Origin of the sequence: Streptomyces sp. NPDC059850, from assembly GCF_042731515.1 — a bacterium.
GTDB lineage: Bacteria > Actinomycetota > Actinomycetes > Streptomycetales > Streptomycetaceae > Streptomyces.
The window spans coordinates 18763-33578 of sequence record NZ_JBHWJI010000014.1; the positions used below are offsets into that span (position 1 = coordinate 18763).

A 14816-nucleotide genomic window follows, 5' to 3' on the forward strand; every position below is an offset into this window, starting at 1 on the left:
GTCAGCTCGTCTTGCCCATGGCCCGTTGCACGAGCCCGGCGATGTCCAGTTCGTCGATCGGATCCGCGTCGTCCGCGGCCGCAGCCGCCTCGGCGACCGGCGCGTCGGCGTCCGCATCCGCGAGGCCGAGGAGGGTGTCCAGCACGCCCGCCTCCTTGAACCGGGCGAACGGCACGGACGCCAACACCCGCCTGAGGTCGTCCTCCCGCCCGTCCAGGCCGTCGTCGGCCTCCCGGAGGAGTTCGGCGCGCAGGTAGCCGACCAGCGCCTCCGGGGTGGGGTAGTCGAAGATCAGCGTCGCGGGCAGGCGCAGCCCGGTGGCCGCGTGCAGGCTGTTGCGGAGGTTGACCGCGGCCAGCGAGTCGAAGCCGACCTCCTGGAACGCCTGGCGCGGGCCGATGCTCTCGGCGCCGCCGTGGCCGAGGACCGTCGCGGCGTGGCTGCGGACCAGTCGGAGCAGGACGCGGTTCTGCTCGCTGTCCGAGACCGCCCGCAGGGAGTCCGCCAGGGACGAGGCAGTGTCGCTGTTCTCGCCGTCGGGCTGCGCCGCCTGGAGCGCCGCCTTCGCCTCGGGCAGGTCGGCGAACAGGGGGCTGGTGCGGACCGAGGTGAACGCGGGGATGAAGGCGTCCCAGTCCATGTCGGCCACCGTCACGAACTTCTCGTTGCCCTGCACCGCCTGCACCATCGCGGTCACCGCCAGCCCGGGGGCCATGGGGAGGACGCCGCGGCGGCGGAGTTGGGCGAGGGCGGCCTCGTCCATGCCCACGCCGACTTGGTCGAGCGCTCCCCAGGCGATCGACGTCGCCCGCAGTCCCCGGGCGCGGCGGCGCTCAACGAGGGCGTCGAGGACGGCGTTCGCCGCTCCGGACGGGCCCTGGCCGCCACCACCCCAGACGCCCGCGATCGAGGAGAAGACGACGAAGGCGTCGAGCGGCGCGTCCTCGAACAGCTCGTCCAGCCATCCGGCAGTGTCCACTTTGGTCGCAAAGACCCCGGCGAGGTCGGGCACGCAGGTGTCGTCGATGGAACTGGTTTGCATGATGTCGGCCGCGTGCACCACGGCCGTGATCGGCTGCTCCGGGTTCGTCGCGGACACCAGGTGCGCGATGGCGTCCCGGTCGGAGCCGTCGCAGGGCTCCACCGCGGTGGCGAGGCCCAGCTCGGCCAGTTCGGCACGCAGTTCCGGCACGCTCTGCTCGGGTGTGTGCGCGGTGGTGGTGACGATGAGCCGCTCGGCGCCGGAGAGCGCGAGCCAGACCGCGGCGTGCCTGCCGAGACCTTCGGCGCCGCCGGTCACCAGCACGGTGCCCCGGGGCTGCCAGCGGCCGTCGCCGGTGGTCTCCGGCACGGGCTTGCGGACCAACCGCCGGGTGTAGACGCCCGATCGCCGGACCGCGAGCTGGTCCTCACCGGCGGCACCGGTCAGCACCCCGAGCAGCTGCTGGACCGTGCGCGAGTCCGTCACGGCGGGCAGGTCGACCAGACCGCCCCACCGGTCGAGGCATTCGAGCGCGGCGGCGCGGCCGAGGCCCCACAGCGACGCCTGAGCCGGTGCGGTGAGGGTGTCTTGGATGCCGATGTTCACGGCGCCTCTGGTCAGGCACCAAAGGGGCTGGGGGGCACAGCTGTCCCCCAGCGCCTGGATCAGCGCGAGCGCCGACGCCGCCATCGCGCTCGGGTCCTGCGGGCCCGTTCCCGGCTGGTGGTCCAGGGCGAGCAACGACAGCACCCCGGTCAGGTCGTGGTCGGCCAGGACGCCGGTCAGCCGCTCGGCGAGCCGTTCCCGGGTGCGGTCGGCCTCGCCGACCTCCAGCAGGACCGCGCCGAATCCCTGACCTGTCAATTCCTCCAGGAGTGCGTCGGTCGCGCCGTCGTCCGTGCGATCGGATGGCACGACGACCAGCCAACGGCCGCTGGGCACGCCCACGGCTTCGCGTTCGAGCGGCTGCCAGGTGACGTAGTAGCGCAGCTTCTCCGCGGCCGACCGCTCGCGGCGCTTCCCCCGCCAATCCGCCAGCACGGGAATGACCGTGTCGAGGGCCTTGTGCTGATCGGCCGACGCCATCTCCAACAACTCGGCGAGGGAATCCGAGTCGGCTTGTTCAACCGCGGCCCAGAAGTCGGCCTCGGCGCCTTGGGCCGCGTCGGCGGCGCCGGTGGCCGCTTCCGCCTCCCCCAGCCAGTAGTGCCGGTGGTCGAAGGCATACGTCGGCAGGTCCACTCGTGCAGAGGCCGCCCCGGTGGGCAGCATGGTGGCCCAGTCCACGGGAACACCCCGGACGAACAGCTCGGCCATCGACGTCAGCAGCCGCCGCAGGCCACCGTCATCACGCCGCAACGACCCGACCACCACCACATCGACCTCGGCGTCATCGGCGATCTCGGTGACGGGCTGAACCAGCACCGGATGGGCGCTCATCTCCACGAACACCCCATGCCCCTGGCCGATCAGATCGGCGAGGGCCGGGCCGAAACCCACCTGATTGCGCAGGTTCCGATACCAGTAGCCGCCATCGAGGATCCCGGCGTCCTGCACCCACTCGCCGGTGACAGTGGAGTAGAACGGCACCACCGGCGCCTGCGCGCTCACTCCCGCCAGCGCCTCCGCAAGCGTGTCCCGGATGTCCTCCACATGCCGGGTATGCGAGGCGTAATCCACCGCCACTCGCCGAACCCGAACTCCCGTGGCCGACAACGACTCCAGCGCCTCATCCAACGCCTCGGCATCCCCAGCGATCACCACGGACGACGGGCTGTTGACAGCAGCCACCTCAACCCGATCCGCCCACGGCTCCAACCGAGCAACCGCTTCGGCCTCAGCCAACGCCACAGACGCCATCCCGCCCCGACCGGAAAGCTCCGTGGCAATGGCCTGGCTGCGCAACACCACCACCCGAACCGCATCCTCAAGAGACAAGGCCCCCGTCACACACGCCGCCGCGATCTCACCCTGAGAGTGGCCGACGACAGCGTCAGGCCGCACACCCACCGAGGCCCACACCGCGGCCAAACCCACCATCACCGCGAAACTGGCAGGCTGAACAACATCAACACGATCCAGGAACTCGGGAGAAGCCTCGCCGCGCAATACGTCCACTAAGGACCATTCGACCCAGTGCTCCAACGCGGCCGCGCACTCCCCGACCCGCTCAGCGAAGACCGAGGAGGAATCCAGCAACTCCCGGCCCATGCCGATCCACTGCGAACCCTGACCCGGGAACAGCCACACAACACGGCCTGGCACACCGCCAGCCGCACTCCCGGCCACCAGAGTGGGCGCATTCTCACCCCGGGACAGCACACCCAGCCCCGCCAGCGCCTCATCGGACGAACCCGCCACCACCACAGCACGCTCGCCGAGGACAGCCCGGCTCGACACCAATGCCCCGGCCACCGCGGTCAATGCCACCTTGCCGGCGCCCTCGATGAACGCCGCGAGCCGCCCGGCCTGAGCCGTCAGCGCACCGGCACTCCGGGCCGACACCACCAACGGCACCACACCGTCGGGCAGTGTCTCGCCGGAAACGGGCTGCACCTCTTCGGCGGGCGCTTCCTCGATGATCAGGTGCGCGTTCGTCCCGCTGGCCCCGAACGACGACACCCCGGCCCGACGCGGACGACCATCCCGTGGCCACTCCCGGGTCTCGGTCAACAACTCCACCGCACCCGCAGACCAATCCACCTGACGCGTGGGCTCGTCCGCATGTAGCGTCGCCGGAAGCACCCCGTGCCGCAGCGCCTGCACCATCTTGATCACACCGGCCACACCGGCAGCCGCCTGCGTGTGGCCGATGTTCGACTTCAACGACCCCAGCCACAACGGGTTCCCGGGTCCCCGGTCCTGCCCGTAAGTGGCCAGCAGAGCCTGCGCCTCAATCGGATCACCCAAAGCCGTACCGGTCCCGTGCCCCTCAACGACGTCCACATCGGACACAGCGAGCCCGGCGCTCGCCAGCGCATTGCGGATCACGCGCTGCTGCGACGGACCATTCGGCGCCGTCAACCCATTCGACGCACCATCCTGATTCACCGCACTCCCACGCAACACCGCCAACACCCGGTGCCCACACTCCCGCGCCACCGACAACCGCTCCAACACCACCACGCCCACGCCCTCGGACCAGCCCGTGCCATCCGCGCCGTCCGCATACGCCTTGCACCGCCCATCGGCGGACAGACCGCGCTGCCGCGAGAACTCCAGGAAGGCGTCCGGACTGGCCATCACCGTCGCGCCACCGGCGAGCGCCATCGAGCACTCACCCTGCCGCAACGCCTGCGCGGCCAAGTGCATCGCCACCAGCGACGACGAACACGCCGTGTCCACCGTCACCGCCGGCCCCTCGAAACCGAACACATAGGACACCCGACCCGACGCCACACTCGACGCCGAACCGGTCATGAGATAGCCCTGGACGTCTTCGGGCACCTGGTTGAGCCGTGTCACGTAGTCGTGGTGCACGATCCCGGTGAAGACGCCGATGTCACCGCCCCTGGTGGACAGCGGGTCGATGCCCGCCCGTTCCAACGCCTCCCACGAGGTCTCCAGCAACAACCGCTGCTGCGGATCCATCGCCAACGCCTCGCGCGGCGAAATCCCGAACAAGCCCGCGTCGAACTTCGCGGCCTCATAGAGGAACCCGCCCGAGCGGGTGTAGCTCGTGCCCGGGTGGTCGGGATCCGGGTGATACAGCCCTTCGAGGTCCCAGCCGCGGTCGAGCGGGAAGCCGGACACCGCGTCCCGCTGCTCCACCACCAGCTTCCACAGCTCCTCGGGGCTGTCCGCGCCGCCCGGCAGCCTGGCGCTCATCCCGACGATCGCGATCGGTTCGTCCGGGGCCGGCGCCGCCGTGGTCGGGGTGCGCACCGCCGGGCGTTCGCCGAGCAGCTCGGCCCGCAGGTAGTCCGAGAGGAGCGCGGGGGTCGGATAGTCGAAGACCAGCGTGTTGGGCAGGCTCACCCCGGTGAAGTCGTGCAGGCGGTTGCGGAGCTTCACCGCGCTGAGCGAGTCGAATCCGAGGCTCTGGAAGGACTGTTCCTCGTCGATGCCGTCCGACTCGCGGTGGCCGAGCACGACCGCGGTGCTCTCCTGGACCAGGTCCATCACCATGCGGCGCTGCTCCGCAGCCGACAACCCGACCAGCCGGTCGCCGATCGCGTCGCCGACTCCTTCGCCCCGCGTGCGGGCACCGGACGACCTGTGCCGCACATCGGCACCGTCGGTCGTGTCGTCGGTCTCGACCCAGTACCGCCGGTGCTGGAACGCATAGGTGGGCAGCTCGGTCCCGACGGCCGCGGCCGGCTGGTCGAGAACGCCCGCCCAATCCACGGCCACGCCGCGCACGTGCAGTTCTGCGAGCGCGGTCAGCGCGTCGGCGACCTCAGCGCCGTCCTTGCGCAGGGTGGCGATGCAGCTCTGCTGCCGTGCGCCGAGCGTGTCGGAGGCCACCGCGGCGAGGACTCCGCCCGGGCCCAGTTCGAGGAACGTCGTCGCTCCCCGGTCGCTCAGCGATGCGATGGCGTCGCTGAAGCGCACCGCGTTGCGTGCCTGGTCGACCCAGTAGCCGGGGGTGCCGAGCTGCGCGTCCGCGACGAGATCGCCGGTCAGCGTGGAGACGATGGGAAGGGCGCCTGGCCGGTACGACAGGCCCTCCACGACAGAGCGGAACTCGTCGAGCATGGGCGCCATGAGCGGGGAGTGGAAGGCGTGGCTGACCGGCAGCCTCCGCGTCTTGCGGCCGTGGCTCGCCAGTTCACCGGCGATGGCGAGCACGGCATCCTCGTCGCCGGAGAGCACCACCGAGTCGGGGCCGTTCACCGCCGCGACGCAGACCGCGCCTCGCGCCCCGGCGAGCAGCGGGGCGACGTCGGCCTCGGTCGCCTGGACGGCGACCATCGCGCCGCCCTCGGGCAGGTCCTGCATCAACCGGCCGCGCGCGGCAACCAGTTCGCCCGCCTCGGACAGCCCCAGCACCCCAGAGATGTGCGCGGCGGTGATCTCGCCGATCGAGTGGCCGGCGAGCAGATCCGCCCGCACGCCCCAGGATTCGAAGAGCCGGAACAGCGCGGTTTCCAAGGCGAACAGGGCGCCCTGGGTGTACATGGTCTGGTCGAGCGGTTCGCCGTCGGGCGAGCCGGGGGCGGCGAACACCACATCGCCGAGCGGGCGCGCCAGGTGTCCGTGCAGGTGCTCCTCCACGGCGGTGCACGCGGCGGCGAAAGCGTCGCGGAAGACCGGGAACGCCTCGGCGAGTTCGCGGCCCATGCCTGCCCACTGGCTGCCCTGGCCGGTGAAGAGGATGGCCAGCTTGCCCGTGACCGGTGTGCCGGACACGACCGCGGGGCTCGCCGCACCCCGCCCGACCGCGCTGAGGTCCGCGCAGAGCTGTCGCCGATCGGACACCAGAACGACGGCGCGGTGGTCGAGTTGGGCGCGCGCGGTGGCGAGCGCGTGGGCGGCATCGGCGAGGCGCAGGTCCGGCCGGTCGTCGAGGAAGCGGGCGAGCCGGTCGGCCTGGCCGCGTAGCCCGCTCGGCGTCCGCGCGGACACGGGCACCAGCACGGGGATGCCTGTCGGTTCAGGCTCCGGTGTGGCGGTCTCCGGCCGATCGGGGGCGTCTTCGAGGATGACGTGCGCGTTGGTGCCGCCGATGCCGAAGGAGGACACGCCGGCTCGACGGGGCCGGCCGGTCTCCGGCCAGCCGCGGGCCTGGGTCAGCAGTTCCACGGCGCCCGCCGACCAGTCCACGTTGGATGACGGCCGGTCCACGTGCAGCGTCCGCGGGAGAACTCCGTGCCGCATGGCCATGACCATCTTGATCAGGCCGGCGACACCCGCCGCCGCCTGCGTGTGCCCGATGTTCGACTTCACCGACCCCAGCCACAGCGGCTGGTCGGCCGGCCGGTCCTGGCCGTAGGCCGCCAGGAGCGCCTGCGCCTCGATCGGGTCGCCGAGCGTCGTGCCCGTGCCGTGCGCCTCCACGGCGTCCACGTCCGCTGCGCGCAGGCCGGCGTGGGCCAGGGCCTTGCCGATCACCCGCTGCTGCGACGGACCGTTCGGCGCCGTCAGGCCGTTCGACGCGCCGTCCTGGTTCACCGCCGATCCACGCACCACGGCCAACACGCGGTGGCCCCGGCGGCGGGCCTCCGAAAGGCGCTCCACCAGCAGCAGGCCCGCGCCCTCGGACCATCCGGTGCCGTCCGCGCCGTCCGCGAACGCCTTGCACCGGCCATCGGGCGCCAGGCCGCGCTGCCGGGAGAACTCGACGAAGGTCTCCACGGTGCCCATCACCATCACGCCGCCCGCCAGCGCCATGGAGCACTCGCCGCGGTTCAGCGCTTGCGCCGCCATGTGCAGTGCCACCAGCGAGGAGGAGCAGGCCGTGTCGACCGTGATGGCGGGGCCTTCGAAGCCGAAGTGGTAGGCGATGCGCCCGGAGATGACGCTGCCCGAACCACCGGTGAGGCGGAACCCCTCGACACCGGACGCCCCGTGCATCCGCATGCTGTAGTCGTGGCTGTTGACCCCGACGTAGACGCCGACGTCCTGCCCGGCCAGCGCGGTCGGGTCGATCGCGGCCCGCTCGATTGCCTCCCAGGACGTCTCCAGCAGCAGCCGCTGCTGCGGGTCCATCGCCAGCGCCTCATTCGGTGAGATGCCGAAGAAGGCGGCGTCGAAACCGGCGGCGTCATCGAGGAAGGCGCCGTGCCGCACGTACGTGGTGCCCTCGTGGTCGGGATCCTCGTTGAAGAGCCGGTCGGTGTCCCAGCCGCGATCGTCGGGGAACTCGGTGACGGCGTCGACCTCGTCGGCCACCAACCGCCACAAGTCCTCCGGGCTCTGCACGCCCCCGGGGAAGCGGCACGCCATCGCCACGATCGCGATCGGCTCGTCGGTCGTCCCGGCGGGGACACCGGAGTCCGCCGGCCGGTGGGACGCGCTGCCGAAGAGCTTGGCGCGCAGGTGCTCGGCCAGCGCCGCGGGCTTCGGGTAGTCGAAGATCATCGCCGGGGAGAGGGTGAGCCCCGTCGCGGCGGCCAACCGGTTCCGCAGCTCCACCGCGGTGAGCGAATCGAGCCCGGCGTCCTTGAAGGTCCGGTCTGCGCGAACGGCGTCGAAACCTGCGTGCCCGAGCACCTCGGCGGTGTGCCGGCGGACCAAGTCGACCACGGCCTCGGCCTGCTCGGCATCGCCGAGACCCGCGATGCGCTCAGCCAGCGACGTGGCCGGAGCGGCAGCCCGCGCCGCCGGTCGCGGCGGTGGGGCCAGACCGCGCAACAGCGGCGGGACCGGACCACCGGCCGCCGCCCGCAAGGCGGGCACATCGAACTTCGCCGCGACCAAATCGCCGGCGGTGGCCGCGTTGGTGCCCAGGGCCGCGTCCAGCAGGGCCATTCCCTCGGCGGCCGAGATGCCGACCATGCCCATCCGCTTGTTGCGTCGCAGGTCTGCGGCGCCCAGGTGCTGGGTCATTGCGCTGACCGTCGCCCAATAACCCCAGGCGAGGGACACCGCGGGCAGGCCCAGGCGATGCCGCTGCCGCGCCACCGCGTCCAGACATGCGTTGGCCGCGGCGTAGTTGGCCTGCCCGGGGTTGCCCAGCACACCCGCTGCCGAAGAGAACAGCACGAACGCGGCGAGGTCCAAGTTCCGGGTGAGCTCGTGCAGGTGCAGTGCCGCGTCCACCTTCGGCCGCAGCACGGTGTCGACGCGTTCCGGGGTCAGGCCGGTGAGCACCCCGTCGTCCAGAACCCCGGCGGCGTGCACGACGGCGGTGAGCGGGTGCTCGGCCGGGATCGCGCGCAGCACGGCCTCAAGCTGGGCCCGGTCCGCCGCGTCGCAGGCGGCGATGGTGACGGACGCGCCTAGCGCGGTCAGCTCGTCGTGGAGTTCCGGGGCGGCGCCGCTGCGGCTGACCAGGACCAGGTGCCGGATGCCGTGCGCGGTCACCAGGTGCCGTGCCGTCATAGCACCGAGCGTTCCGGTGCCACCGGTGATCAGCGCTGTGCCTTCGGTGTCGAGCGGGCGTGCGTGCTGCCCGGCGTCGGGAAGCGGCGCGCGTGCCAGCCGGGGCACCTGTGCGATGCCGTTGCGCACCCTCATCTGCGGCTCGCCGCTGAGCACCACGGAAGGCAGCGCGGACCGGGAAACGTCATCGAGGTGTGCCAGCACGATCCGGCCCGGATGCTCCGACTGCGCCGAGCGCACCAGGCCCCACACCGCGGCCGCGTCGAGCCCGGCGCAGTCCCCGGTGACCACTGCCAACCGAGTTTCCGCCAGGGCGGGTTCCGCGAGCCAAGCCTGGAGCACGGCGAGCGCCGCGTTGACCGATGTGCGGGGATCAGCGGCGATGGCGTCATACAGCAGGACATCGGGAGCCGACTCGGCCGACGCGACGACGTCCTCACCGTTCGCGACGGGCGCGATGTCGAGGGAGCGGTCCGCGGCGGGAAGCGGTAGTTCCGTCCAGTCGACGCGGAACAGGGCGTCGTGCGGCCACACGCCGGTGATCCCCGCCTGCTCGGGGGAGAACGGCGTTCCGAGGACCGCTTCGACGGTCATGACGGGGTGCCCCGCGGAGTCGGTCAGGTGCAGACCGGTCCCCTCCGTCGACGTCGTGCCCGGCCGCGCCTGCAGTGCGGCAGCGCCCGATGCCAGCAGGGACACCCCGGACCACACCGACGGGAGCGTGCCGTCGGGGAGGACCGTGCGAACGGCGGCGTCCAGCAGGGCGGGGTGCACCCCGTACCGGTCCGCGTCGCGAAGAGCGGGCCCGTCCAGACTGATTTCCGTGGCGGGCCCGGCGGTCGGGGGTGTCACGCCGGTGGCGGCGGGAATCAGCGTGCCGTGCGCGTGCCGCGTCCACTGCGCGTCCACAGTGGCGTCCGCGGCGCGGGAGTAGATCTCCACCGACCGCCGTCGCGCCTGGTCGGGCTCGCCGACGACGGCCTGGATGCTGCGGCTGCCTCGCCGCGGCAACACCACGGGCGTGTCGACGGTCAGTTCGTCGAGGTTGGGGGCGGCGGCCAGGTCGCCGAGCCGGATGGACAACTCGACGAGGGCCGCGTTCGGCACCAGGACGGCATCGGACACCAGGTGGTCCTCCAGCCAGGGGTGCGACCGGAGCGACCACCTCGATGTGGCGATGAAGCCCGCCGAGTTCGGCATGTTGACAACCGCACCCAGCAACGGATGATCGGCCGTCGCCTGCCCCAACGATGCGGCGTCGGTCGCCGACTCCGCCGACTGGAGCCAGTAGTGCTGGTGGTCGAAGGCGTACGTCGGCAGGTCCACCCGCACGGACGCCGCCCCAGCGGGCAGAATCCCGGACCAGTCCACGGGAACACCCCGGACGAACAACTCCGCCACCGACGTCAGCAGCCGCCGCAGGCCACCATCGTCACGCCGCACCGACCCGACCACCAGGACATCGGCCTCAGCGTCGTCGACGATCTCGCTGATCGGCTGAACCAACACCGGGTGCGCACTGACCTCCACGAACACCCCGTGCCCCAGAGCCAACAGATCCGCCACCGCCGGACCGAAACCCACCCGGTTCCGCAAGTTCCGATACCAGTAGCCACCGTCCAGAATCCCGGCGTCCTGGATCCAGTCCCCGATGACGGTCGAGTAGAACGGCACCACCGGCACCTGCGCACTGATCCCGCCCAGCGCTTCCGCGAGCGTGCCCCGAATGTCCTCCACATGCCGGGTGTGCGACGCATAGTCCACCGCCACCCGCCGCACCCGAACTTCCTCGCTGGACAACATCTCCAACGCCTCATCCAACGCCTCGGCGTCCCCAGCGATCACCACCGACGCAGGACCATTCACCGCCGCCACCTCAACCCGACCAGCCCACGGCTGCAAACGCGCGACCACCTCGTTTTCGCCCAACGCCACCGACGCCATCCCGCCCTGCCCGGACAACTCCGCGGCAATCGCCTGGCTACGCAACACCACCACCCGAACCGCATCCTCCAACGACAACGCACCCGCCACACACGCCGCCGCGATCTCACCCTGCGAATGACCCACCACCGCATCAGGCACAACACCCACCGAAGACCACACCGCGGCCAAACCCACCATCACCGCGAAACTCGCCGGCTGCACCACATCAACCTGACCCAAAAACTCGGGATCGACCTCGCCACGCAACACATCGATCAGCGACCAATCCACCCACCGCTGCAACGCAGCCGCACACTCCCCGACCCGCTCCGCGAACACCGCAGACGAATCCAACAACTCACGACCCATCCCCAACCACTGCGAACCCTGACCCGGAAAAACCCACACCACCTTCCCCGGCACACCGCCAGCCGCACCGCCCGTCACCACACCGGACGCGGTCTCACCCCGCGCCAACGCGCCAAGTCCCGCCGCCGCCTCCTCGCCGGATTCCGCCACGACCACGGCACGCTCACCCAACACCGCCCGACCCGACACCAACGCCCCAGCCACACCCGCCAACGACACGCCACCGGCACCCTCGACGAACGCCGCCAACCGCTCCGCTTGCGCCGCCAACGAACCAGCACTCCGAGCCGACACCACCAACGGCACCACACCGGGCAACGGCTCCTCGGCAACCGGCACCGGCTCCTCCGATGCCTCCTCCAAGATCACGTGCGCGTTCGTCCCACTGGCCCCGAACGACGACACCCCGGCCCGGCGCGGACGACCGTCCCGCGGCCACTCCCGCGCCTCGGTCAACAACTCCACCGCACCGGCGGACCAATCCACCTCAGTCGTCGGCGCATCCACGTGCAAGGTCGCCGGAAGCACCCCGTGCCGCAACGCCTGCACCATCTTGATCACACCGGCCACACCGGCAGCCGCCTGCGCATGCCCGATGTTCGATTTCAACGACCCCAACCACAACGGACGTCCCGGTTCCCGACCCTGCCCATACGTCGCCAGAAGAGCCTGCGCCTCGATCGGATCACCCAAGGAAGTCCCGGTCCCGTGCCCCTCCACAACGTCCACATCGGACGGAACCAGTCCGGCGTTGGCCAGCGCCCTCCGGATCACCCGCTGCTGCGAAAGACCATTCGGCGCCGTCAACCCATTCGACGCACCATCCTGATTCACCGCACTACCACGCAACACCGCCAACACCCGGTGCCCACGCTCCCGCGCCACCGACAACCGTTCAAGGAGCACCACACCCGCGCCCTCGGCCCAGCCCGTGCCATCGGCCGCAGAGGCATACGCCTTGCACCGCCCGTCAGGAGCCAACGCCCGCTGCCGGGAGAACTCCACGAAGGAACTGGGATTCGCCATCACCGTCGCGCCGCCCGCGAGCGCCATCGAGCACTCACCCTGCCGCAACGCCTGCACGGCAAGGTGCATCGCCACCAGCGACGACGAACACGCCGTATCCACCGTCACCGCAGGACCCTCGAAACCGAACACATAGGACACCCGACCCGACGCCACACTCGACGCCGAGCCGGTGCTCACAAACCCCTCGACCTCCGGCGCGGACACACCGACCCCGTAGCCCTGGCCGGAGATCCCCGAGAACACCCCGACATCGGTGCCCTTCAGCGACACCGGGTCGACACCGGCACCCTCCAACGCCTCCCACGAGGTCTCCAGCAACAACCGCTGCTGCGGATCCATCGCCAACGCCTCGCGCGGCGAAATCCCGAAGAACCCCGCATCGAAAAACCCCGCGCCCTCCAGGAAACCGCCCTGACTGGCGTACGACGTGCCCGCGCGATCGGGGTCCGGATCGAACAGGCCTTCAAGATCCCAGCCCCGGTCGTCGGGGAATCCGCCGACCGCGTCGACTTCGCCGGCCACCAGCTTCCACAGGTCCGCGGGCGACGATGCGCCGCCCGGCAATCGGCAGGCCATCCCGACGATGGCGATCGGCTCATCGGGGTCGGCTGCCATGACCGACTCCGCCACCGGCCGCGCGACTTCGAAGACCTCGTCCCGCAGGAAGGCCGCCAACGCCGCCGGAGTGGGGTGGTCGAATACGGCGGTGGTGGGCAGCCGCAGCCCGGTGCGCTCCGTCAGCCGGTTGCGTAACCCGACGACGGCGATGGACGTGAGACCCAGGTCGCGGAAAGCGCGGTCGGCCGGGACCAGGTCGGGTCCCGGCTGCTGTAGCACGACTGCTGCCTGTGCGCGGACCAAATCTTCCAGCCGTGTCAGTTGCGCGCGTTCGTCCAGATCAGACAGTTGGTCGCGCAGGGCCGCCGTGACGGTCGCGTCAGGCTCGCTCGCGGTCATCGGCGCGTCCTGGTGCCCGCTCGCCTCGTACCGCAGCCGGCTCGGCTCATCGGCCAGGAGGCGCCGCTGGACCTTCCCCGACCCGGTCCGGGGGATGGCGGCGATTTCGTAGACCTGCTCCGGCACCTTGTAGGCGGACAGTTGCTCGCGGCACCGGTGGATCAGCGTGGAGGCGTCGAACCCGGAAGGGTCGGGGATCACGTATGCGACCGGCACCTCCCCCAGTGCGTCGTGCGGCGCGCCCGCTACCGCGGCATCGGCGACGCCCTCGACGGTGCGCAGCACCGCCTCCACTTCCGCGGGGTGGATGTTCTCCCCACCTCGGATGATGAGTTCCTTGATCCGGCCGCAGATGGTGAAGTAGCCGGCTTCGTCGCGCCGAGCCAGGTCCCCGGTCCGGAACCAGCCGTCCCGCATCGCCGCGGCGGTCGACTCCGGACTGTTGTGGTAGCCGACCATGACGTTCGGCCCGCTGACCCACACCTCCCCCTCCCGACCGGCGGGCACCTCGCGCCCGGTGGCGGGGTCGACGACGCGGACCCCGACGCCCGGCACGGGCAGGCCGCAGGACCCGTCGACCCGTGCGACGTCCGGCGGGTTCATGGTGATGGCCCCGCACGTCTCGGTGCTGCCGTAGGCATCGACCAGCGGCACCCCGAAGGTCTCCTCGAAGTCCCGGCGCAGTCCGGATCCGGTGACCCCACCACCGACCAGGCCGATCCGCAGGCCGGGCGCGGAGAAACCATTCTGCTGAGCGGCGATCACCAGGTGGTGGTACGTGGTGGGGGCACCGGCCAGGAAGGTCGAACCGTCCTCGCGGAGCGTCCTGATCACGTCATCCGCGGAACTTCCGTCCATGATCCGGGCGGTGGCGCCGACGACGGTCACGGAAAGCACGCACGCGATGTGCGAGAGGCTGTGGAACAGCGGGAGGGGCCAGAGCACCCGGTCCTGGTCCGACAACCCCGGAATCGGCACGTAGCACGAGGCAACGGACCAGAGGCAGTTCCGCTGCGTCGACAGGACGCCCTTGGGCTGACCGGTCGTCCCCGACGTGTAGAACATCCAGGCCACATCGTCGAGGCCGAGGTCATCCCCGGCGGGCGTGGTCGGCTCGCGGACGGCGAGCTCGTCGTAGGAATGGATTCCCGCCCGTACCGGGACATCACCCGTCACCAGCAGCGCGGTATCGGCCACCGGTGAGCGGTGGAGCCGCTCCGCGTTCGCGGAGTCGGTGATGACCAGTCTGGCGCCGCTGTCCGCCAGCAGGTACTCCAGCTCGGCAAGCGCCGAGGCGGGGTTGAGCGGCACACCGATGCCGCCGGCGCGAACGATCGCCAGGTAGCTCTCCACAGTGGACACGCGGTTGCCCAGGCAGATGGCCACCCGGTCTCCGCGCTGAACGCCGAGTCCCACCAGGTGTCCGGCCAGCCTGCGCGTCCGCGCCTCCAGGTCACCATAGGTGACCGACCGCCGGTCGTCCTCGAAGGCAACCTTGCCGGGAAAGCGGCTCGCGTTCTCCAGGAGTGCTACCGGCAGCGGCTTGATGAGGTCGGTGCGCACTATG

The 14816-nt window shown here is 71.0% G+C and carries 1 protein-coding gene; it reads right to left on the bottom strand.

Features of this window, described 5'->3' with window-relative positions; translation table 11 throughout:
• Position 1: 1 nt before the first annotated feature.
• Complete coding sequence (locus ACFV9T_RS13770) at positions 2–14812, bottom strand: type I polyketide synthase (protein WP_385439619.1); 14811 nt, start codon at positions 14810–14812, stop codon at positions 2–4.
• Positions 14813–14816: the final 4 nt, after the last annotated feature.